Annotated in this window: 19 protein-coding genes, 1 tRNA gene and 7 pseudogenes; 19 read left to right on the top strand and 8 right to left on the bottom strand. The window is 65.9% G+C overall.

Annotation, left to right across the window (positions count from 1 at the left end):
- Positions 1-5: 5 nt before the first annotated feature.
- Both N0A20_RS12315 and N0A20_RS12310 read left to right on the top strand, forming a co-directional pair.
- A pseudogene (locus tag N0A20_RS12315) lies at positions 6-1651 on the top strand (alpha-amylase family glycosyl hydrolase).
- Positions 1651-3688, top strand: a pseudogene (locus N0A20_RS12310) (glycoside hydrolase family 97 protein). The pseudogenes N0A20_RS12315 and N0A20_RS12310 overlap by 1 nt, the downstream one beginning before the upstream one ends.
- A 64-nt stretch (positions 3689-3752) precedes the next feature.
- Here the strand turns inward: N0A20_RS12310 and N0A20_RS12305 are convergent.
- Positions 3753-3829: transfer RNA gene (locus N0A20_RS12305), tRNA-Thr, on the bottom strand.
- 18 nt (positions 3830-3847) lie between these two features.
- Positions 3848-4720 carry a hypothetical protein gene (locus N0A20_RS12300; RefSeq protein ID WP_260580660.1) on the bottom strand — a complete coding sequence of 291 codons (873 nt, stop codon included), beginning with the start codon at positions 4718-4720 and terminating at the stop codon, positions 3848-3850.
- Between the two features lie 63 nt (positions 4721-4783).
- Between N0A20_RS12300 and N0A20_RS12295 the strand changes: the two genes are divergently transcribed.
- From N0A20_RS12295 to N0A20_RS12255, 9 genes and pseudogenes are all read left to right on the top strand, one after another.
- Complete coding sequence (locus tag N0A20_RS12295; protein ID WP_260583910.1) at positions 4784-5362, top strand: NifU family protein; 579 nt, start codon at positions 4784-4786, stop codon at positions 5360-5362.
- Positions 5363-5390: 28 nt separating this feature from the next.
- A pseudogene (locus N0A20_RS12290) lies at positions 5391-5985 on the top strand (malonic semialdehyde reductase).
- 70 nt (positions 5986-6055) lie between these two features.
- Positions 6056-6607, top strand: a complete 552-nt coding sequence (gene tsaB, locus N0A20_RS12285; protein ID WP_409574682.1) for a tRNA (adenosine(37)-N6)-threonylcarbamoyltransferase complex dimerization subunit type 1 TsaB — start codon at positions 6056-6058, stop codon at positions 6605-6607.
- Positions 6604-6999 (top strand): GNAT family N-acetyltransferase, encoded by a 396-nt coding sequence (locus N0A20_RS12280; RefSeq protein ID WP_260580658.1) that lies wholly within the window; start codon positions 6604-6606, stop codon positions 6997-6999. The genes tsaB and N0A20_RS12280 overlap by 4 nt, the downstream gene beginning before the upstream one ends.
- A 195-nt stretch (positions 7000-7194) precedes the next feature.
- A complete protein-coding gene (locus N0A20_RS12275; protein ID WP_260580657.1) occupies positions 7195-7629 on the top strand; it encodes a MucR family transcriptional regulator in 435 nt (144 codons plus the stop codon).
- Between the two features lie 132 nt (positions 7630-7761).
- Positions 7762-8184 (top strand): Fur family transcriptional regulator, encoded by a 423-nt coding sequence (locus N0A20_RS12270; RefSeq protein ID WP_260580656.1) that lies wholly within the window; start codon positions 7762-7764, stop codon positions 8182-8184.
- Positions 8156-9038, top strand: a pseudogene (locus N0A20_RS12265) (lysophospholipid acyltransferase family protein). Before N0A20_RS12270 ends, N0A20_RS12265 begins: the two are co-directional and overlap by 29 nt.
- A 49-nt stretch (positions 9039-9087) precedes the next feature.
- Positions 9088-10429, top strand: a pseudogene (gene miaB / locus N0A20_RS12260) (tRNA (N6-isopentenyl adenosine(37)-C2)-methylthiotransferase MiaB).
- Positions 10429-11433, top strand: a complete 1005-nt coding sequence (locus N0A20_RS12255; protein ID WP_260580655.1) for a PhoH family protein — start codon at positions 10429-10431, stop codon at positions 11431-11433. The pseudogene miaB and the gene N0A20_RS12255 overlap by 1 nt, the downstream one beginning before the upstream one ends.
- A 136-nt stretch (positions 11434-11569) precedes the next feature.
- Here the strand turns inward: N0A20_RS12255 and N0A20_RS12250 are convergent, their stop codons facing one another.
- From N0A20_RS12250 to N0A20_RS12230, 5 genes are all read right to left on the bottom strand, one after another.
- Positions 11570-12238 (bottom strand): hypothetical protein, encoded by a 669-nt coding sequence (locus N0A20_RS12250; protein WP_260580654.1) that lies wholly within the window; start codon positions 12236-12238, stop codon positions 11570-11572.
- Positions 12239-12352: 114 nt separating this feature from the next.
- A complete protein-coding gene (locus tag N0A20_RS12245; protein ID WP_260580653.1) occupies positions 12353-12625 on the bottom strand; it encodes a hypothetical protein in 273 nt (90 codons plus the stop codon).
- Positions 12626-12806: 181 nt separating this feature from the next.
- On the bottom strand, positions 12807-13169 hold the full coding sequence (locus N0A20_RS12240) for a hypothetical protein (protein WP_260580652.1): 363 nt from the start codon (positions 13167-13169) through the stop codon (positions 12807-12809).
- 97 nt (positions 13170-13266) lie between these two features.
- A complete protein-coding gene (locus tag N0A20_RS12235) occupies positions 13267-14172 on the bottom strand; it encodes a hypothetical protein (protein ID WP_260580651.1) in 906 nt (301 codons plus the stop codon).
- Position 14173: 1 nt separating this feature from the next.
- Positions 14174-15154, bottom strand: a complete 981-nt coding sequence (locus N0A20_RS12230; protein ID WP_260580650.1) for a toll/interleukin-1 receptor domain-containing protein — start codon at positions 15152-15154, stop codon at positions 14174-14176.
- 270 nt (positions 15155-15424) lie between these two features.
- Between N0A20_RS12230 and N0A20_RS20190 the strand changes: the two genes are divergently transcribed.
- The 4 genes and pseudogenes from N0A20_RS20190 to N0A20_RS20745 all read left to right on the top strand — a co-directional run bounded on the left by N0A20_RS20190 (position 15425) and on the right by N0A20_RS20745 (position 18679).
- Positions 15425-16696, top strand: coding sequence for a TonB-dependent receptor plug domain-containing protein (locus N0A20_RS20190; protein ID WP_312846536.1), 1272 nt, complete (start codon positions 15425-15427; stop codon positions 16694-16696).
- A pseudogene (locus N0A20_RS20185) lies at positions 16581-17459 on the top strand (TonB-dependent receptor domain-containing protein); the annotation flags it as partial. The gene N0A20_RS20190 and the pseudogene N0A20_RS20185, both read left to right, overlap by 116 nt.
- A 241-nt stretch (positions 17460-17700) precedes the next feature.
- Positions 17701-18000, top strand: a pseudogene (locus tag N0A20_RS20750) (DUF6607 family protein); the annotation flags it as partial.
- Between the two features lie 52 nt (positions 18001-18052).
- Positions 18053-18679, top strand: coding sequence for a DUF6607 family protein (locus N0A20_RS20745; RefSeq protein ID WP_409574681.1), 627 nt, complete (start codon positions 18053-18055; stop codon positions 18677-18679).
- A 343-nt stretch (positions 18680-19022) separates the two neighbouring features.
- Here N0A20_RS20745 and N0A20_RS12215 read toward each other — a convergent pair whose 3' ends face one another.
- Positions 19023-19406, bottom strand: a complete 384-nt coding sequence (locus N0A20_RS12215) for a DoxX family protein (RefSeq protein WP_260580649.1) — start codon at positions 19404-19406, stop codon at positions 19023-19025.
- 267 nt (positions 19407-19673) lie between these two features.
- Between N0A20_RS12215 and N0A20_RS12210 the strand changes: the two genes are divergently transcribed.
- From N0A20_RS12210 to ybeY, 4 genes are all read left to right on the top strand, one after another.
- Positions 19674-20129: a carboxymuconolactone decarboxylase family protein gene (locus N0A20_RS12210; RefSeq protein ID WP_260580648.1), complete on the top strand. Its 456-nt coding sequence runs from the start codon at positions 19674-19676 to the stop codon at positions 20127-20129.
- Positions 20130-20216: 87 nt separating this feature from the next.
- A complete protein-coding gene (locus tag N0A20_RS12205) occupies positions 20217-20996 on the top strand; it encodes a sigma-70 family RNA polymerase sigma factor (RefSeq protein ID WP_409574680.1) in 780 nt (259 codons plus the stop codon).
- A gap of 361 nt (positions 20997-21357) precedes the next feature.
- The gene (locus tag N0A20_RS12200; protein WP_260580647.1) at positions 21358-21639 is read left to right on the top strand and encodes a hypothetical protein; all 282 of its coding nucleotides are present in this window, start codon (positions 21358-21360) and stop codon (positions 21637-21639) included.
- Between the two features lie 136 nt (positions 21640-21775).
- Positions 21776-22282, top strand: coding sequence for an rRNA maturation RNase YbeY (gene ybeY, locus N0A20_RS12195; RefSeq protein WP_260580646.1), 507 nt, complete (start codon positions 21776-21778; stop codon positions 22280-22282).
- Positions 22283-22285 lie beyond the last annotated feature (3 nt).

The raw sequence follows: 22285 nt of genomic DNA, 5'->3' as shown, positions 1-22285 counted from the left end.
CCCGCGTGACGACGAACCAGCCCCTTCAGAAAGCGGATAGCGCGCCCGTTGCCGCCGAGACCCCCTGGTGGAAGGGTGCAGCGATCTATCAGATCTATCCGCGCAGCTTCGCCGATTCGAACGGCGACGGCATCGGCGACCTTGCCGGGATCACCGCGCGGCTCGGCTATGTCGCCGACCTCGGCGTCGATGCGATCTGGCTGTCGCCCTTCTATCCCTCGCCGATGGACGATTTCGGGTATGACATCGCCGATTATTGCGAAGTCGATCCGATCTTCGGCAGCCTCAGCGATTTCGACGCGCTGGTCGCGCGCGCGCACGAACTGGGGCTGAAGGTCACCACCGACCTCGTTTTCGCGCACACGTCGGACCGGCACGCCTGGTTCGCCGAAAGCCGGGCGAGCCGCGACAATGATCGGGCCGACTGGTATGTCTGGGCCGATGCCAGGCCCGACGGATCGCCGCCGACCAACTGGCAGTCGGTGTTCGGCGGCCCGGCGTGGACCTGGGACGCGCGGCGCGGCCAATATTATATGCACAATTTCCTGGCGTCGCAGCCGCAGCTCAACGTCCATAACCGCGCCGTGCAGGACGCACTGCTCGGCGTCGTGCGCTTCTGGCTCGACCGTGGCGTCGACGGTTTCCGCATCGATGCGATCAATTTTTCGATGCACGATCCGATGCTGCGCGACAATCCGCCCGCGCCGCCGTCGAACAAGGTGCGCACGCGGCCGTTCGATTTCCAGCAGAAGATCCACAACCAGTCGCATCCCGACATCCCGCTCTTTCTCGAGCGCATCCGCGCACTGACGGATGAATATCCGGGCCGCTTTACCGTGGCGGAAGTCGGCGGCGACGAGGCCGAGCGCGAAATGAAGAGCTTCACCGCCGCGGCGAACGGCGGCTGAACAGCGCCTATGGCTTCAACTTCCTCTACGCCGACCAGCTGACCCCCAGGCTGGTGCGCGAGGCGGCCGATGGGTGGTCCGACGCGCCGGGCGTCGGCTGGCCGAGCTGGGCGTTCGAAAATCACGACGCGCCGCGCGCGGTGTCGCGCTGGGCGGTCGCAGGTGTCGATCCCGCCGCTTATGCCCGCATGAAAATGGCGCTGCTCTGCGCGCTGCGCGGCAATATCATCGTCTACAACGGCGAGGAACTCGGGCTCGACCAGGTCGATATCCCGTTCGAGCTGGTCAAGGATCCCGAGGCGCTGAAGAATTGGCCGCTGACGCTGTCGCGCGACGGGGCGCGGACGCCGCTGCCATGGGTTTCGAGCGCGCCGCACGCGGGCTTTTCGGACGCCGATCCGTGGCTGCCGTTGGGCGAGACGCACGGCACGCTCGCGGTCGACCGGCAGGAAGCGGACCCCGAATCGATGCTCGCGCTGACCCGCCGTCTGCTCGGCTTGCGCGCCGCCAGCCCGGCGCTGCGGCTGGGCGCCAATGATCGCTGGATCATCGACGGCGACCTGCTCGGTTTCGACCGGGTGGCGGAGGGACAGCGGATCCGCTGCCTGTTCAACCTCGGCGCAGCGCCGGTCGATATCGCCGCGCATGGCGGCGGCCGCGAGCTGCTGGCGCTGAACGGTGCCGATGCTGCCACGCTGCCGCCCGCGGGCGTGTTGTGGATGGAAATGGAAGAGACGAACTGATGCGTACCCTGTTGCTTCTCGCCGCCGCCATCGCGGTCCCCGCCTCGGCGCAACAAGCGCCCGCGCCGAGCCACCGCGACCTCGCCCGACGGCCGGATCGTGCTGACCGTGGCGACCGACAACGACCAGCGTCCGACCTGGTCGCTGTCGCGCAAGGGGCAATTGCTGATCGCGCCGTCGAAGCTCGGCTTCATCCTCACCGACGGCATCGGGCTCCAGCGCGGCTTCGCGATCGAGAGCGTCGAGCGTGCGAGCGGCGATACGACCTGGGAACAGCCCTGGGGCGAGCGGCGCTTCGTGCGCGACCGTCACAACGAGCTGCTCGTGCGGCTGCGCCAGAACGACAGCTGGGGCGGGCACCGGCTGAATGTGCGGTTCCGCCTGTTCGACGACGGCATCGGCTTTCGCTATGAATTGCCCGAACAGGCGGGGCTGGAGACCGCGAAGATCGCCGATGAGTTCACCGAATTCGACATCGTGCCCAAGGGCACGGCGTGGTGGATCACGGGCGGCGAATGGAACCGTTACGAGCAGGTCTATCAGGAAACCCCGATCGACGCGGTCGCGACCGCGCATACGCCGATCACGATGCGGCTGGAGGACGGCACCCATCTGTCGTTCCACGAGGCGGCGCTCGTCGATTATGCGGGCATGTGGTTCAAGCGCGCCGAGGGGCAGAAGTTCCGCGCCACCCTGTCGCCCTCGTCGCGTGGGCCACGGGTGATCCGCGACCTGCCCTTCGCGACGCCGTGGCGGACGCTGCGCATCGCCGACAATGCGGCGGGGCTGGTCGAAAGCGACCTCGAGCTCAATCTCAACGAACCGAACAAGCTCGGCGACGTCAGCTGGTTCAAGCCGATGAAATATGTCGGCATCTGGTGGGGCATGATCCGCGGCGACTGGACCTGGGCCGAGGGGCCGAAGCATGGCGCGACGACCGAGCGAACGAAGCAGGTGATCGACTTCGCCGCGAAGCACAAGTTCGGCGGGGTCTTGGTTGAAGGGTGGAACAAGGGCTGGAACGGCAACTGGTTCGGCCATGGCGACGAGTACAGCTTTACCGAAGCGACCCCCGACTTCGACCTGAAGGCGGTAACCGATTATGCGCGCAAGAAGGGCGTGCAGCTGATCGGCCATCATGAGACCGGCGGCAATATCGCGGTTTACGAAGCGCAGCTCGACGATGCGATGAAGCTCTATGGCGAACTCGGCGTCGGCACGGTCAAGACCGGTTATGTCGCCGATGCGGGCGGGATCATCGCGCCGGGCGACAATCCGGGCGAGACGCGGATGGAATGGCACGACGGCCAGCGCCAGGTGCAGCACCATCTGAAGGTCGTCGAGACCGCGGCGAAATATAAGGTCGCGGTGAACCCGCACGAGCCGGTGAAGGACACGGGCCTTCGCCGCACTTATCCCAACTGGGTCGCACGCGAAGGCGCCCGGGGCATGGAATATAATGCCTGGGGCGCCTTCGCAAACGGCCCGGATCATGAACCGACGCTCGTCTATACGCGGATGCTGTCGGGGCCGATGGATTTCACGCCCGGTGTGCTGAGCCTCGAGGGGGCGAACAAAGCGCCGCTCGCCTCGACGCTCGCGAAGCAGCTCGGGCTCTATCTCGCCATCTATTCGCCGATCCAGATGGCGGCCGATTTTCCCGAGACGCTGGCGAAATATCCGCGCGAGCTCGAATTCATCGGCAAGGTTCCGGCCGACTGGGCCGAGAGCCATTTGATCGCGGGCGAAGTCGGCGACTATGCGATCTTCGCGCGCAAGGATCGGAACAGCGCCGACTGGTATGTCGGCGGCGTCAATGACGCGACCGCACGCACGGCCGAACTGCGCTTCGATTTCCTGGAGCCGGGCAGGAACTATACCGCGACCGTGTACAAGGATGGCGAAGGCGCAACCTATCTGACCGACGCGCGGCACCGGATCGCCTATGAGACGATCACGGTGAAGAGGGGTGACAGCTATAAATTGTGGCTCGCGCCGGGCGGCGGCGCCGCGATCCGCCTCGCGCCGGAGAAATGACCGGGACCGCCTGGCCCTTCCGGAGGCTGCCGAGAGAAAGCCGAGCTCCGTTGGGAGGGCCGAATGGTGCCGAGCTGTCAGACTCGAACTGACGACCTACCGCTTACAAGGCGGTTGCTCTACCAACTGAGCTAAGCCGGCGCCTTTCGGCCCTTTGCTTCAAATGATGCCAAAGGTCCAGCCTTCGGTTCGGGCGAGGCTTTCGGTCAGCGGGGCCGGAGACCAGAGGGCGCGTTTTCCCGCGAAAGCGCGGAGCCACGCGGCGGTCAGCAGCGCGTCTGCGGCATGGTCGCTGATCGGGCCGATGTGCGCCACGGGTGGCGATGCGAGCGCCGCCAGCGCCGCGTCGAGCGCGATGCCGTCGCGGATCTTGCTGCGTCCCGACGGGACGCCGGCGGCGCGGGCGGCAAGTCCGGTGTAGATTTCGACGAGCAACGGCCCGGCTGCCGGCACCGGGTCGAGCGGCCAGAGCGGCACGCGGCTGCGCAGCCGGTGGAGCAGGCGCATGCCCGCAAGGCTCGCCTTGCCGACCTGCGCCGCGCCGACGAGGTTGAAATTGCTGACGCTGGCCGCCTGCCGCGTCGCGCGCTGGTGATGCTCGACGACACGCAATCGCCCGGCACCCGGCTCGAACAGGTCGCCGACATCGCCTCGGCCATGACGGAAATGGCGCCGCGCCTCCGCATGCGCCAGAAAAGTGGCGACCTCGAAATGCGGATCGGCGGCGGTCAGCCGCTCGACCAGCGCCCACAGGCCAGGCAGGTCGCACGGGCTGTCCGGCCAGCCGGGAAAATAGGCGCCGCGATCCTCGAACGCGAAAGCCGCCGAAAAATCGAAGCCTATCAGCATGTCGGCCTCCGACCCGGCGATATCTTCGAGCCAGTCCAATATCTCGGCGCGCGACCAGATATGCCCCGGCCGGACCAGCATGGGCGCCGCCGTTCCGCTGGCGACAGCCAACGCGATCCCGCGCTGGCGCGGTCCGCGCGCGCCCGACCAGTCGATCGCGGCGAAATGGGAGAAATGGCGCATTTTTCGTGTCTAGCGCATCTTTGTCGGCTTGCACAAAGCCCGATCGCGCCCCACATGCGCCCCATGCTGATCGAAACCGAATCGACGCCCAACCCCGCGACGCTCAAATTCCTGCCGGGCCAGCCGGTGATGGAAACGGGCACCCGCGACTTCGCCAGCCCCGAAGAGGCCGAAGCCTCGCCGCTGGCCGCCGCGCTGTTCGCGCTCGGCGACGTGACCGGCGTGTTCTTCGGCCGCGAATTCGTCTCGGTCACCGCGGCGCCCGGCGTCAACTGGAGCGACCTCAAGCCCGACGTGCTCGGCATCGTCATGGACCATTTCCTGGGCCAGATGCCGCTGTTCAACCCCGGCACCGCCGCCGGGATCAGCGTACCGGGCGAGGATGCGGCCGATTTCGCCGACGACCCTGCCGACGCCGACATCATCGACCAGATCAAGGACCTCATCGAAACACGGGTTCGCCCGGCCGTCGCCAACGACGGCGGCGACATCATCTATCGCGGCTTCGACAAGGGTAATGTGTACCTCAAGATGCAGGGCGCCTGCGCCGGCTGTCCGTCGTCGACCGCGACGCTGAAGAACGGTATCGAATCGCTGCTCAAACATTATGTGCCCGAAGTGACGGCCGTTCACGCCGTCTGACCCACCGACAATCAGGAGAATTGACCCGATGAGCGAGCCGCTTTCCGACGCCGCCCTCGACCAGCTGTTCCGCACCGCGCGCACCTATAACGGCTATGTCGACAAACCGGTCGGCGAGGAACAGCTGCACGCGATCTGGGACCTGATGAAGTTCGGCCCGACGAGTGCCAACTGCCTGCTCGGCGCGCATCATCTGGGTGACGAGCGCCGCGGCGAAGGAAAAGCTGGCGACGCTCGCGCTGCCTGCCAACGGCGACAAGATCCGCAAGGCGCCGGTCACCGCGATCATCGGCATGGACCTGGAATTCTACGAAAATCTGCCCGAGCTTTTCCCGCACGCCGATGCGAAGAGCTGGTTCAACACCAATGCAGAACTGGCTCACGCCACGGCGTTCCGCAATTCGAGCCTGCAAGGCGCCTATTTTATCCTCGCCGCGCGCGCGCTGGGGCTCGATAGCGGTCCGATGTCGGGGTTCGACAATGCGGCGGTCGATGCGGCCTTCTTCGCCGACCAGCCGAGCGTGAAGAGCAATTTCATCTCGACGCTCGGCTATGGCGACCCCGCGACCATCTTCGAGCGCAGCCCGCGCCCCGGTTTTGAGCGCTTCAACCGCATCGCCTGACGGCCGAAGGCTCGTCATCGACTCCGCCAGCGAGGCCTGTTCGGTCGCGCTGTTCGACGGTGCGCGCCTGGTGGATTTTCGTCATGAGGTCATCGGGCGCGGTCATGCCGAGCGGCTGGTGCCGCTGATCGCCGAGCTCGCGGATGGCGGGCGGGCCGACGCGATCTTCGTCGGGTGCGGCCCGGGAAGCTTCGCCGGGGTGCGCATCGGCGTCGCCGCGGCGCGCGCGCTGGCGCTCGGCTGGCAGGTGCCGGCCTATGGTTTTTCGACCCTGGCGCTCGTCGCGGCCGGTGCGGCGGACACGATCGCCGCGGCGGACGGCGCGCTGGTCGTGATGGAGGGCGGGCACGGGCAATGGTTCGTCCAGCCTTTCGCCGCCGACCTGTCGCCGCGCGCCGATGTCCGGTCGCTCCTCCCCGACGCGGCGGTGCGGCTCGCCGACACGCTGGTGGTCGGCAACCGCGCCGAAGCCTTTGTCGAACGGCGCGGATCCGGAACCGCTGTGCCGATGCTGCCCGATGCCCGGGCTTTCGCGGCGCTGCCCGCCACTGCGATCTTTGCCGGCCCCAGCCCGGCCTACGGCCGCGCGCCCGATGCGAAGCCGATGGTGGCGTCCGCATGACCGGCGAAATTCGCCTCGCCACGGCGCGCGTTGCCGATCTCGCGGCCGTCATGCGCGTCATGGATGCCGCCTTCGATCCCGCTTATGGCGAGGCGTGGAGCCGCGCCCAGCTGCTCACCCTGTTCGCGCTGCCCTCGGCGCGCATATGCCTCGCCCGGGACGGCGAGACCCCGTGTGGCTTTTCGGCGGCACGGGTCGCGGGTCCCGAAAGCGAACTGCTGCTGCTTGCGGTCGATCCGGCGTGGCGCGGACGCGGGATCGGCATGGCGCTGATGGCCGATTGGCAATCATGGGCGACCGCCGAAGGGGCCGAGGAGTATTTCCTCGAAATGCGCGCTGACAATGATGCGGTTCATCTCTATGAGCGCAGCGGCTTTTCGGAATGCGGCTAAGCGCAAGGACTATTATCGGGGTGGAGACGGCATGATACGCGATGCGATTACGATGCGCCGTTCGTCCAATACCGATATAACTAGGTGACAGACCTTGCGGAGATGCTGCCAAAATGGCACTATCGCCGCCGGATGAAGAAGAGTTTGAATAAAAATCGTCCATCTTCTGGGTAACTCGAATAAGGAATTTGTCCCATGTCGGATCAAGCCGATACCAGCGAAATGCTGGTCACCCTGACCGCTGATATTGTCGCGGCTCATGTCAGCAACAACAGCGTTGCGATTTCCGATCTTTCGATGCTGATCAACAATGTTCATGCCGCGCTCTCAGGTCTCGGCAACGCGCCGGTGGAGGAAGAGAAGCTCGTCCCCGCCGTGTCGATCCGCACGTCGGTCAAGCCCGACTTCATCGTCTGCCTCGAGGACGGCAAGAAGCTCAAGATGCTTCGCCGCCATCTGATGACGCATTACGGCATGACCCCCGACGATTATCGCGCCAAATGGGGCCTGCCCGCCGACTATCCGATGGTCGCCCCCAATTATGCCGAAAAGCGCCGCGCGCTGGCCAAGGAAATCGGCCTTGGCACCAAGGGCCGTGGCGGTGGGCGCAAGCGCAAGAAGGTTGCCTGACGCGCATCGGACGATCACCCGGCCGGGCTGATGGGGCGGCGCCGCGGGGCGCCGCCCTTGTCCTATGCGCGGGCCGTGCCTATACAGATCGCAGAACGAAAGACACGGCTGCATCTTGCAGGAAAGGCCCGCATGTCCGGTACCATCGACCTCGAAGCCCTGTGCCACGAAAAGGGGCTGCGCATCACCGAACAGCGCCGTATCATCGCGCGCGTGATCTCCGATAGCGAGGATCATCCCGACGTCGAAACCCTCTACGAGCGCGCGTCGCAGGTCGACAGCGGCATCTCGATCGCGACCGTCTATCGCACGGTGCGTTTGTTCGAAGAGGCAGGCATTCTCGACCGTCACGATTTCGGCGACGGCCGCTCGCGATACGAAGCGGCGCCCGAGGCGCATCACGACCATCTGATCGATGTCGAGACCGGCAAGGTGATCGAATTCGTCGATCCCGAGCTCGAGGCGCTGCAGAAAGTCATCGCCGAACGCCTGGGTTTCCGCCTCGTCGATCACCGCATGGAGCTTTATGGCGTCCGGCTCGACCGCAAGGATTGACCCGGCTGCAGAGCGCGCCGCGATTGCGGCGGGCCATCCCCTGCCGATCTCGCTGCGCGGCAAGGCGCGCATCGCGTGGCGCGCGACCCTGCTCGTGCTGGCGCTGCTGATCCTCGTGCCTCTTCATTATCTGTTCCGGCTCGTCCGTTACGGCTCGCCCTTTCCGAAGCTGTTCCTGTTCCTCGCGGCACGCGTCGCTCGGCGCGCGCGTGGTCAAGCATGGCACGCCGCAGCGCCGCGACGTCTTCTTCATCTCGAACCACGTCAGTTGGGTCGACATATTGTCGCTTGCGGGCGCCAGCGGCACCGCCTTCGTCGCCAAGGCCGAACTCGGCTCGGTTCCGGTGATCGGCTGGCTCTGCCGTCTCAACCGCACGGTCTTCGTCAGCCGCGAGGATCGCGGCGGGGTCGCCGACCAGATCAACCTGCTGCGCGAGGCGCTCGCCGACAATTGGTCGGTGACCGTCTTTCCGGAGGGGACGACGACCGACGGCCAGTCGCTGCTGCCGTTCAAAAGCTCGATGATGCACGTGCTCGACCCGCCGCCGCCGGGCGTGCTCGTTCAGCCGGTGATGCTCGATTATGGCGCGCTTGCCGAATGGATCGGATGGATCGGGGTGGAGGCGGGGATCGACAACGCCAAGCGGGTGCTCGCGCGGCCGGGCCATTTTCCGCTGCACATCCATTTCCTCGAACCCTTCAACCCCGCAGACCATCCCGGCCGCAAGGCGATCACGGCCGAGGCGCGCCGCCGGATCGAGGAAGCGCTGGTCGCCGCGCTCGGCAAGCCGCTGCGGCGCTTTCCGCACGATGTTGCGCCGGTGCGCTACGAAGCGGAACAGCCCGCCGCATGACGGGCCGAATCTCCTTCAATTCCGTGTTTCCTTGCTCTATCGGGGCCGCATGACCGCTACCCCGCCTGCCAAGACCTTCCACGTCAAATCCTTCGGCTGCCAGATGAACGTCTATGACGGTGAACGCATGGCCGAGATGCTGGGTGCCGAGGGTTATGTGCCCGCGGCCGACGGCGCCGACGCCGATCTGGTCGTACTCAACACCTGCCACATCCGCGAAAAGGCGGCGGAGAAGGTCTATTCGGACATCGGCCGACTGAAGCGCGAGGATGGCAGCACGCCGACGATCGCGGTCGCGGGCTGCGTCGCGCAGGCCGAGGGCGCCGAAATCGCGCGCCGCGCCCCGAGCGTCGACGTCGTCGTCGGCCCGCAGGCCTATCACCGCCTCCCCGAACTCATCGCGAAGGCGGCGAAAGGCGAAAAGGCGATCGACCTCGACATGCCGGCGATGTCGAAATTCGGCGCCTTGCCCAAGCGCGCGGGCGGCCAGCGCCCGACCGCCTTTCTGACGGTGCAGGAAGGCTGCGACAAATTCTGCACCTATTGCGTCGTGCCCTACACCCGCGGCGCCGAGATCAGCCAGCCTCTACGCCGACCTGATCGCCGAGGCGCAGGCGCTGGTCGAGGGCGGCGTGCGCGAGATCACCTTGCTGGGCCAGAACGTCAACGCCTGGGATGGCGAGGACGCCAGGGGGCGGGCGATCGGCCTCGACGGCCTGATCCGCGACCTTGCGGAAATCGACGGGCTGGAGCGCATCCGCTATACGACCAGCCACCCCAACGACATGACCGACGGGCTGATCGCCGCGCATGGCGAGATCGAGGCGCTGATGCCGTTTCTCCACCTGCCGGTTCAGGCGGGCAGCGACCGCATCCTCGCCGCGATGAACCGCAGCCACAGCGTCGACAGCTATCTTCGCGTCATCGAACGCGTCCGCGCCGCGCGCCCCGACATTGCGGTCTCGGGCGACTTCATCGTCGGCTTCCCCGGCGAGACCGAGGTCGATTTCGAAGCGACGCTCGCTATCGTCCGCGCGACCAATTACGCGATGGCCTACAGCTTCAAATATTCGCGCCGTCCCGGCACTCCCGCGGCGACGATGGAAGGCCAGATCGACGAGGCGGTGATGAACGACCGGCTCCAGCGGTTGCAGGCCCTGCTCAACGAACAGCAGCAGGCGTTCAACCAGGCGACCGTTGGCAGGACGACGCGCCTGCTCCTGGAACGCAAGGGAAAGCGCGACGGCCAGCTGATCGGCAAATCGCCCTGGCTGCAATCGGTGCATCTTGTCGCGCCGGGGCTGGCTATCGGCGACATGGTCGATGTAGAGATCGTCTCGGCTGGTCCGAACAGTCTGGGCGCGATGGTGCGCCAATTGCAGGAGGCTTGATGTCCAAACGCCCACTCGCCGCAGCGCCCGCCGAACCCGGCGATCGCGTCCGATTGACGGCCGAGTTTGAAAGGACACAGCTTCTCGGCATATTGTTCGGCGAGTTCGACCGCAATCTGGTCGCGATCGAAAACCGGCTGGGCGTCTATATCTCGGCGCGCGGCAACCGCGTGCAGATCGAGGGCGAGGCCGAGGCCGCGGCGCGCGCGCGCGACGTGCTGACCGATCTCTACGACCGCATCGAAAAGGGGCAGGAGGTCGATGCCGGCATGGTCGACGGGGTGATCGCGATGTCGGCGCAGCCGACGCTCGACGGCATCATCCGCCACGACGCGAACGAAGCCCCGACGGTGATGATCCGCACGCGCAAGAAGACGATCGTCCCGCGCGCGCCGTCGCAGGTCCCCTATATGCAGGCGCTCGCCCGCGACGACGTGATCTTCGCGCTCGGCCCGGCGGGCACCGGCAAGACCTATCTCGCGGTCGCGCAGGCGGTCGCGCAGCTCATCACCGGCAGCGTCCAGCGCCTGATCCTGTCGCGCCCCGCGGTCGAGGCGGGCGAGAAGCTCGGCTTCCTCCCCGGCGACATGAAGGAAAAGGTCGATCCCTATCTGCGCCCGCTCTACGACGCGCTGCACGACTGCCTGCCCGCCGAGCAGGTCGAGCGCCGCATCGCGAGCGGCGAGATCGAGATTGCGCCATTGGCCTTCATGCGCGGCCGCACGCTGGCCGATGCTTTCATCATTCTCGACGAGGCGCAGAACACGACCATCCCGCAGATGAAGATGTTCCTCACCCGCTTCGGCATGAACAGCCGCATGGTGATCTGCGGCGATCCCAAGCAGGTCGACCTGCCGATCCCAGCGAGTTCGGGTTTGGCCGACGCGGTGGCAAGGCTCGAAGGGTTGGAGGGCATCAACGTCAGCCGCTTCACCAGCGCCGACGTCGTGCGCCACCCGATCGTCGGGCGGATCGTCGAAGCCTATGAGGGGCCGGGAAGCTAACTTCCGGCCTTTTTGAAAGTCACAACGTTGGCTGCACGACCGGATATCGCGTATTCCCCTGCGCACGATTCCGTCGGGCCAGCGCACCTGATAGACGAAACGGCCGGACAGGCGATTTTCGATGCCGGTTTCGACTTCATTCCATCGGCATTTCAGGCGATCCCATGGATCGGGCTGCTTGCGCGCGCAAACATTGAAGGCGAAGGCGCTGGTCAGCAATACCTGCCCGGCTGAGCGGGTCGGTCGCAAAGACGACCGCTGCCGGTCCGCCGGGGCTTCCGCCGCCACCGCCACCGCCGCCCAGTATACCGGCGATCGGAAAGGCGAAACTGGCTCCGGGCGCGGCTATCGGGCAAAAGCGCGATGCGGAAACCGGGGGCAGGTCCGGTGCCAGCTTCAGTCGATTGTCGTTGATGGCGGCGGCGAGGGCGAAGCGCGGATCGCTTGCGGGCGCCGGTGTCTCGGGGCTCGCCTCCTGCTCCAGCCTGGCCTTTTCAAAATCGAGCAGCGGCGCGTCGTATAGATTTTCGGGATAGCCCAGCTGTCGCAGTTTGGCCCGAAAGCGCGCGCTGTCCATCGCGATCCGGCCGAGGCTCGTCGTGGCCGGGTCCCCCCAGTCGGCGGCGGAATAATCGTGGTCGCAAACGATCAAATCGGCGGAACCGAAACTGGCGAAACCGGTGGTCGTGTCGGGCTGTCCGCCGTGCGGACGATCCGCGAGTGTTGCTTCCGCCGCAATGCGGATGTCGCGGTAGCCATCGGGATACCAACTCTGCGGGGGAATCGCCGCCTCGATCGCGCGCATGACGCCGGGGTCCGGCAGGGCGTCATCCTGTGCGTAAGCGGCAACGGGAAGAAAAAGGGCAGCCGCAGCCGCCAGCCATGGCCCCCGCTTTGCCCCGTACCGCAAGCGCATCGTTCAACTCCCCGTTTTCTTGAACGTCACTGTCGAAGCAGCGGCGCCATTCTGTCCGGCGATGATCTCGCGCGTCCCCTTGCGCACCGTCCCGTCGGGCCAGCGCACCTGATAGACGAAACGTCCCGACAGCGGCCTGGCGATGCCGGTTTCCACTTCATTCCATTTGCAGGCGAAACGGTCCCATGGGTCGGCCTGCTTGCGCATGCAGACCTTGAATGCGAAGGCATTGATCAACAGCACTTCGCCCGCCGCCGGTACGGTCGCCAGCGTCACGCCGGTCGGCGACGGCGCTGCGGCGATGCCTCGCATCGGCATCGCGCGACGAGGTACCGCCGAAGCGACCGCGGCGCACCGGCTCGATGTCACGCCCAGCAGTTCGGGAGCAAGGCGAAGCCGGTTCGCCTCTACCGCGGCGGCCAGTTCGGCATAGGGATCGGCCTCCGACGTGTCGGTGCTAGGCGTCGCGGGAGAGCAGCCTTCGTTCGAATTTCAGCAGGGAGTCGGCATAGATCGCCGGCGAGAATTGCATCCGTCCGAAAACCGACCGGAGCCGCGCGACTTCCAGCGCGGACGCGGCATAATGCTGCGTGATGGGATCGCCCAGGTCGGGATCGAGCTTTCTGGGTGAGCAATTGTCGATCCGATAGGTGTCGATCCGAAGCCTGAAACCCTGTTGCGGCGTTTCGGGGGGATCGCGGAGCAGTTTCTTTCCGGCGTCGGGCGCATCGGCCATTTCGGCTTCCGCGGCGATCCGGACATCGTAATAGCCATCGGGGTACCAGGGCTGGGGCGGGACCGCGGCCTCGATGGCGCGCATGGCATCGGCATCGGGCAGCGGCTCTTCCTGCCCGTGGGCTAGGCGCGGCGAGCGCGAGCGTCGCGACGACTGCTAAGAAACGCATGATGTCACGGGCCTAGCTCCCCGTTTTCCTGAACGTCACGGTCGATGCCGGATCGCCGTCGGGGCCGGCGATGATCTCGCGTGTCCCCTTGCGTACCGTGCCGTCGGGCCATTTGACCTGATAGACATAGCGACCCGACAATGGCTTCTCGACGCCGGTCTCGATCTCGTTCCACTTGCAGGCGAAGCGGTCCCAGGGGTCGGCCTTCTTGCGCGTGCACACCTTGAAGGCGAAGGCGTTGGCGAGCAGCACCTCGCCGCCCGGCGGGCTGGTCCTGACGATCACCGGCGCCCCTTCGCCGGCGCCGCAGCCGCCTTCGGACACGACCATCGGCAGTTTCGGCGCCAGTCTCTTGCGCGCGGCTTCCACGGCTTCGATGAACACGGATTCCGGGCTGTGTTCGAAATCGCCGCCCTCGTCGGGAAAGGGCTCGTCCTCGCCGGGCATTTCGAGGCTGGCCATTATCCGCACATCGCGGTCGGACAGCCTGGCCGCGGCTTCGACCCGCGCGCGCTCCAGCGCGGCGAGCGGCTCGGCATAGACGGCAAGCGGATAGCCAAGCTGCTCCAGTTCGGAACGGATGCGCGAAATATCGACCGCATCCTGCGCATAGCGCAGCATCGCCGGTTCGTAGTCGGCGGCATCGGTATAATATTCGGCGCCGCAATCGACGATGTCATAGCGTTTGCCGCTGCCGTCGCCCCAGTCGAAGATCAGGTCCTTTTTGGGGCGCGGACTTTCGGCTACCTGCGCCTCGGCGGCGATGCGGACGTCGTAATAGCCCTCGGGATACCAGCTTTGCGGCGGCACCTTGCTCTCGATCGCCTTCAATGTGGCGGCATCGGGCGGCGTTTGGGCCTGCGCGCCCATCGGCAGCGCGAGTGCCGCCAGCGCCGTCATCATCCCCGGAACCCGCATATCACTCCTCCTGCTTCAATCGCCGCGGGCCGCCGAGCCAGCCCGCGACGAGCAGGGCCGCGGCCGCCGCTGCGAGCATCCACGCGCCGCCGAGCGTCAGCCTGACCCGCCCGATCGATCCCGCCGTCCACAAGGCCGCTTCGTCATAGGCGGCGTCGATCAGCGCGTCCGACGGCAGGTCGGGACATTCGCTTTCGTAGACCAGCTTCGCATCGGGCGTGCATTCACTGCCGCGCACCAGCGGCGCGCCCTGTTCGCCCTCGATCACATAGCTGCTGTGCGCCCAGCCATAGGTCGCCGCCGCCGCGACGAGCAGCGCGAGCAGCACGCCCTGCACGGCGCGCGCGGTCCACCATCTCGCCTGTCCGCTGCCGATCACCCCCGCGGGTATGGCAAGCGCGATCAGCGGCGCCAGCCAGCCGACCGGCGAGGCGGGCGGGGCGAGACCGCCGAGCCAGGCGGCGAGCAGCAGCAGCGCCAGCACCGCGCCGCCGGTGCCGGCGCGAACCAGCGCATTGTTCCAGCTCAGTTTCGCCGCGCCCTGCGGCTTGGCGGACCGATATTCGCGCGCGTCGGCGACGCCGGACACCAGTTGGCTCACCACATCGCCCAGCCGCGCGATATGATCCTCGACCGGCGGCGACAGCGCGTCGAGCCAGTGCGGCACGCTCATGAAATATTCGAGGCTGCGTTCGGGGACGACATCCTCGATGCGGAATGGGATGATCGGCAGTCCCAAATGGACCGCGCGCTCGACCTCGCGCAGGATCTGCGGCGACGTGTTCGCATGGCGCGAAAACACCAGCACAAAGACCTGCGCGCCTTTCAGCCCGGTGATGATCGCTTCGCCCCATTCGGTGCCGGGCAATATGTCGCGCGGCGCGATCCAGCAGCGATGCCCGCGCTCTTCCAGCAGAGCACACACCATGTTCGCGACGGTGCGGTCCTTCGACGAATAGCTGATGAAGACCTCTGCCGCCATCGCTCCTGTCCCCCCGCCGCCATCATGCCGTGCGGCGGAGGCGAGGGCAATGCGGGAATCATCTCACCGCAGCCCTGAGCCTGTCGAAGGGCGCCTATCTGCGAGAAGCGCCCTTCGACAGGCTCAGGGCTGCGGTGGTGCCGTCGGCGAGCGAGGTTTGTGCGCCGTTCAAGCAAACGATTCGCATTATCATAAAACTTGACCGCCGCCTCACCCCTGCTTATGGCGCCGCTATTGCGAGTCAGTCGCAATCTACAAAGGGGAAGAAATTTGACTATCCAGGGTTCGCCGTCCGTCTCCCGCCTCGCTGCCGGCACCGCGCTGGGTATCGCGCTCGCCGCGATCGCGCAGCCCGCGATGGCGCAGGACGACGACGGCGAATATTGGGCGGCGCGCAAGAACCAGATCGTCGTCACCGCGACGCGCACCGAGGTGAAGGCCGAGGATGCGCCGCTGACCGTGTCGCTGATCACCGAAGAGCAGATCGCGAACGAACTCGCGACCGACATCCGCGACCTCGTCCGCTTCGAACCCGGCGTCAGCGTCCAGCGTCAGCCCGCGCGCTTCACCGCCGCGCTTGGCGCGACCGGCCGCGCCGGCAACGACAGCTTCAACATCCGCGGCATCGGCGGCAACCGCGTGCTGATCCAGGTCGACGGCGTGCGCGTTCCCGACGGCTTCAGCTTCGGCGCGCAGGCGGCGGGACGCGGCGACTATGTCGATCTCGGTCTGGTAAAGTCGGTCGAAATCCTGCGCGGCCCGTCGTCGGCGCTCTATGGCAGCGACGGCCTTGCGGGCGCGGTCAGCTTCATCACCAGCGACCCCGCCGATTTCCTGACCGGCGGCAAGCCGGTCGGCGGCCTCGTCCGCGCCGCCTACAGCAGCGCCGACGAGGAATTCAGCGAAACCGCCATCGTCGCCGGGCGCAGCGGCGACTGGTCGGTCATGGCGGCCTACACGCGCCGCGATTACAAGGAACTCGACAACAAGGGAACGGTCGGCGGGGCTGGCGCGGCGCGGACCAGGCCCAACCCGCAGGATGGACGCTCGAACGCCGCGCTGGCGCGGATCGTCTATGATCCCGCCAATGGCCACAAGCTGCGCCTCACGGGCGAATATCTCGATACCGATCTCTACACCAATGGCCTGACCGGGCTCAGCGCCAGCGTCGACCGGCTCGAGGGCTTTGACAGCGGCGAGCGCAAGCGGGTGTCGCTCGACTGGAGCTGGGAAGGCGAGGGGGCGATCGATTTCGCCCGCATCGCGCTCTACTGGCAGGACGGCGAGGACAATCAGTACACCGAGGAGGACCGCAACCCCGCCGCCGACCGCACCCGCCTCAACACCTTCGAGAACCGCGTGATCGGCGCCGCCGCCGATGCCCGCGCCGAGTTCGCGACCGGCGCGATCAGCCATCGGCTGGTCTTTGGCGGCGACATCAGCAAGACGCGCCAGCGGGGCTTGCGCGACGGGACCATCCCCCCGGCGGGCGAAGTGTTCCCGACCCGCGCCTTCCCGACCACCGATTTCACCCGCGCCTAGCCTGTTCGTCGGTGACGAGATCGGAATCGCCGATGGGGCGCTGACCCTTTATCCGGCGCTGCGCTTCGACTGGTACGATCTGTCGCCGCGCAACGATCCGCTGCTTCCCGTCTTTGCCGGAGCCGGACAGGACGGCTCGCGCGTTTCGCCGAAATTCGGCGCGGTGTGGAAGGTCACCGACCAGGTGCGGCTGTTCGCCAATTATGCGACGGGCTTCAAGGCGCCCGAGCCCGGACAGGTCAACCAGTTCTTCGAGAATCTGGCCTTTGGCTATACGTCGGTGCCGAACCCCGACCTTGGCCCCGAACGCAGCGAAAGCTTTGAGGGCGGGGTGCGCTTTTCGAGCGACCATGTCAGCCTCGACGTCACCGCCTTCACGTCGCGCTACAAGGATTTCATCAGCCAGGAGGTGGTCAGCGGCAGCTTCACGCCCGCCGACCCCGCCGTCTATCAATTCATCAATCTCGATCGTGTCCGGGTCAAGGGGGCCGAGGCGCGTTTCGAGGGGCGAGCGTCGTCCGGCCTCTATACGGCGCTCGCCCTATCCTATGCGAAGGGCGATGTCATCGACCCGACCGGCGCGCGCAGCTCGCTGTCGACGATCGACCCGCTCAAACTCGTGGCCGGTGTCGGCTATCGCGAACGCGCCCGGCGCTTCGGTGGCCAGATCATCCTGACGCACAGCGCGCGCAAGGAAGCGTCGCGGGCCGAGGGTATCTGCACCCCCGAATGCTTCCGTCCGGATGGCTTTACCATTCTCGATGCGACCGCCTTTGCGCGTCTGGCCGACGGGCTCACGCTGCGCGCGGGCGTGTTCAACATTCTGGACAAGAAATACAGCTGGTGGAGCGATGTGCGCGGTCTGGCGCTGGTGTCGTCGACGCCGGCGACGGTGCCCGTGACCCTCGTTCCGCCGCGCGAGTGCCGATGCCTATACCCAGCCCGGCCGCAACGCGAGCGTGTCGCTGAGCTTTCGCTTCTGAACCGGAAAAAGGACTGCACCGATGAAGACCTATCGCCAGATCGCCGTCGGCCTGTTGCTGCTCGGCGTGGCGCTACCCGTCGTGGCGCATGCTCACCCGCCGATCGCCGCCGAGGCCGCGGCGGCCAATTTCGAACAGGACCGCGCCGACATCCTCGCGATGGCGGGCAATTACCGCGTCAGCTTCAACATGCAGGAATCGACGCGCTGGGACCCCGATTACGAGGTGCTCGAACCCAAGCGTTCGGGCGGCAACGAGGTCGTCCGCGTGATCGAGGATACGGGGCGCAAGATCGTGCTGCAGCACATGCTCGTCATCACCGGCGACGACGACAACAGCATGATCATCAAGCATTGGCGGCAGGACTGGGAATATGAGCTTAGCCAAGGTGCTGGTCTATTCGGATCGCAACACATGGACGTGGGAAGACGTACCCGAAAAGATGCGCACCGGCCGCTGGTCGCAGACCGTCTATCAGGTCGACGATTCCCCGAGGTACGCCGGCTGGGGGCAGTTCGAGACGCAGGCGGGCATCCGCCGCTGGCGCTCCAACTGGACCTGGCGCCCGCTCGCGCGCCGCGATGCGGTACGCAATCCCGTCTACGACCGCTATTATTCGATCAACCGCCACCAGCCCTCGCCCGACGGCTGGGTCCATTGGCAAGACAATACGAAAATGGGGATCAAGGACGGCAAGCTGGTGCCCATCGTCCAGGAATATGTCCTCAACACCTATATCCGATACGACCAGTATGACGTGAAGGCGGCCGACGATTATTGGGCCGCCACGAAGGATTATTGGGCCGCCGTCCGCGCCGAATGGGACCGCGTCGCGACGACCAAGGGCGGCATCGCGATCGAGGAAGAGGCGCAGACCGGCACCGTCATCAGCGGCCGCCTGCTCCAAATGGCCGACGAAATCCAGACCAAGAAGCTGACGACCGAGAAAGCGATCGCCGAGGCGAAGAAGCTGATCGAGACCAACACGCGCAAGCTCTGACGACCTTCACCATGTGAAGCCCGCAACTTACAGGGGCGGTTCCACAAGGGGCCGCCCCATTTTTGTTGTGGCGATGGTCGATGCTTCGGCCGGTGGCGGTTTCGGGGTGGGAAGCGGTCATAAAGCCCCTCCCCTTCAGGGGAGGGGTTGGGGTGGGGTCCATCGGCCTTGCGCAAGGCCGATGGACCCCACCCGCTGCGACTAACGAACAAGTTCGTAAGTCTCGCTGCCCTCCCCTGAAGGGGAGGGCCTGATCTATTCCAACGTCAGCTCCCGCCCGATACCTGTCAGTACGTGCGCCTCGGCGCAAGGCGGTGGCCGCGGTGGACGCCGTACACAGGGCCTATTTCTTCATCGCCCCATCGGCGCTCCATATCCCTGCGCCGCGCGTCGCGATGTACAGGAACAGGAAGCAATAAAGCGCGATCGTCTCGCCGTTGTTGGCGATCGGGAAAGGACCCTGGGTGCCGTGCGCGACCCAATAGCCGACCGCCGACATGCCGCTGGCGATGAAGGCGGCGGGGCGGGTCAGGGCGCCGATGACGATCATCGTGCCGGCGATCAGCTCGATCGCGCCCGCGGCGATCAGCATCGGGTTCAGCGGATAGGGGAAAGGCACGGGAAAGTTCAGGAATTTCTGCACGCCATGCGCCAGGAACAACAGGTTGGCGACGATGCGCAGCAGCGCATAGGCCTGTTCGCTGTAGCCATCGAGAAATTTCATCATGCCTGCCCCCTCGCTTGGTGAATGACGAGGCGATGCTACGATCCGGCCCATTATTATCAAGCCGTCATTGCGAGCGAAGCGAAGCAATCCGGGGCGGTTTACGCGGGCTCTGGATTGCTTCGCTTCCGCGAAGCGGAAGTTTATCCCGAGCGCCTGCAAGGCAGCTGAAGGGCTCGCAATGACGGGTTGAAAGAAATGTTCGCCCCATGTCACATTCCGGCGTCCTGTCTCGTCAAAACAGCACAACCCGAGCAAAGGAGACTGACGATGACCAAGGTAACCGACCCCTTCGCTGCCGCGTCGGCACTGATGAAGCAGTGGATGGGGCTCTCGCTGGCCGTACAGGACAGCCTGGAGCCCAGCCTGATCGAACTGGTGAAGATCCGCGCCTCGATCCTGAACGGCTGTGCGAACTGCATCAACATGCACACCACCGAAGCGCGCGCGAAGGGCGAGACCGAGCAGCGCATCTATTTGCTGGCGGCCTGGCACGAAGCCCCCGTCTATACGCCGCGCGAGCGGGCTGCGCTGGCCTGGACCGACGCCTTGACCACCGTCGCGCAAGGCCACACACAAAAGGCCGTCAAGGATGAGCTGGAGGCGCAGTTCACGCCGGAGGAACAGGTGAAGCTCACGCTGATGATCAACGTCATCAACGGCTGGAACCGCATCGCGGTCGGCTTCGACCTCTGGTACGACATGCCTGCGGCGAAGGCGGCCTGATGCCCGGCGGGGGCATCCCCGGCAGCCGGCGACGCGGCGGCCGGTTTCGACCCGCTGCGTCCGCTCCTGACCCGCGTCGCCTATCGCATGCTCGGTTCGGTCGCCGATGCCGAGGATGTGGTGCAGGATGCTTTCCTCCGCTGGCTCGGCACCGACCGCGGCGCGGTGCAAGAGCCCGCCGCCTTCCTGCGGCGCACCGTCACGCGGCTCTGCCTCGACCAGATCAAGTCGGCGAAGAACCGGCGCGAGACCTATATCGGCCCCTGGCTTCCCGACCCGCTGGTCGAGGAGGAGGAAGCCGACGACGTCACCCTGCCGCTGATGCTCGCGCTCGAACGATTGTCGCCGCTCGAACGCGCCGCCTTCCTGCTCCACGATGTGTTCGGGGTCGGGTTCGAGGAGGTCGCGAAGACGATCGACCGCGATCCCGCCGCGGCGCGCCAGCTTGCGGCGCGCGCGCGCACCCACGTTCGCGACGCCCGCCCGCGTTACAAGCTGGAAAAGCAACAGGGGGTCGAGATCGCCAATGCCTTTTTCGCTGCCTCGCGCAGCGGCGATATGGGCGCGCTCGGTGCGCTGCTCGCCGCCGATGTCGGCATGTGGTCCGACGGCGGGGGCAAGCGTCCCGCGGCGATGGAGCCGGTGCTCGGCCATGCCGTCGTGCTGAAACTTCACCGCAGCCTCGCCGTGCTGTTCGGGAAATATGGCTCGACCCTGGTCCACACCGGCACGATCAACGGCCTGCCGGGCTTCGTCACGCGCGAGGCCGACGGGGAATTGCAGACCACGGCGCTGGAGATCGAGGACGGCAAGATCGTCGGCATCTACGTGATGCGCAATCCGGACAAGCTGCGGCACATGCATTGACGCGTGCGTCAACGATTATAGGCGGACAGCCTCAAATCGGTCGTTCGCGACGTCGAGCGCATATCGATTTCGAAACGCAGCCTCCCGGCGTCGACATATATGGTCCAATAGCCTCGCTCGGGGACACGATATCCCTCGCGCGGTTGCACCTGCTGGAACCCGCTGTCGGTCCGGACCGATCCGGGCAGACATGTTTCGATCATCGACGCCAGCTCTTCTGGGCCGTTCCAGGGCTGCGGCGCCGGACTATGACCCCAGCAATGAAATCTGGGGATGCCGTCCGGCGCAATCTCGTGTCCGCATGCACCGAAGCCGAACATCTGACGTCCGTCACGGCCGGTCGGTGGGGGGAAGGAGGCGAATGGTTTCGCTTCGCCAGCGTGCAGCGACGACTTCCGCCACCTCCGCACAGAATTTCGTTCGCTCCGCGCCGACGGGTCCCGCCGACGCGACGGCGATGCCGAATATGGTGCCGATTGTTTGCTTCATCGCTTCGAACGCCCCCGGGGTTGGGAAAGAAGGATGGCTTCGATCACGCATCCTAACTGGATTTGACGGCAAGGAACAAGGCTTGTCGGCTCTGGCGCGCCGCACCACCGGTCCCGATTTCCTGCTCGCGCCTGAAAAATCCGCTGTCCTATGATATTTCGCCGCGATAGCGTGGCCGGGATGATCTGCCTCAACCCTTCTCGGACTGCCGCGCTTGTGAAGCTGCGGAAACGGCAATTTCGGTGTGAAGTTCCGCGGTTTTCGGGGCTATTCCAATTGAGGCTCGTGCCATGCTGAGCGTCGAAACCAACGCTGCGACTCCCTGGCCCGACGCTTTCGACTGGGAGGCGCGTGCGACCGAAGCGGTTGCCGCCGCGCTGGTGCTGACACCTTATGCCGGCCTTGCCGATGCCGCGCCGCTCGTCGAGGTCGCGGTGCGGCTGACCGACGATGCCGAGGTGCATCGGCTCAATCGCGACTTCCGCGGCAAGGACAAGCCCACCAATGTCCTGTCCTTTCCGCAGGTGCAGGAGGATCTGCTCGAAAGCCTGGCAAACAGCGACGACGGCGAAATATTGCTCGGCGATATCGTGCTGGCGCGCGAAACCTGCACGCGCGAGGCCGAGGAGAAAGGGATTGCGCTGGTCGACCATGCCATGCACCTGATCGTCCACGGCACGCTCCATCTGGTCGGATATGACCATATGGACGATGCGAGTGCGGGCGCGATGGAGGCGCTCGAAGTGAAAGCGCTTGCATCGCTGGGCCTCGCCAATCCATATGCGGATCAGGATTAACAG

This window comes from Sphingopyxis sp. PET50 (genome assembly GCF_025244705.1).
Classification (GTDB): Bacteria; Pseudomonadota; Alphaproteobacteria; order Sphingomonadales; family Sphingomonadaceae; genus Sphingopyxis.
Note: the sequence above shows the minus strand (reverse complement) of the source record. Positions and strands in the feature narration are given on the sequence as shown.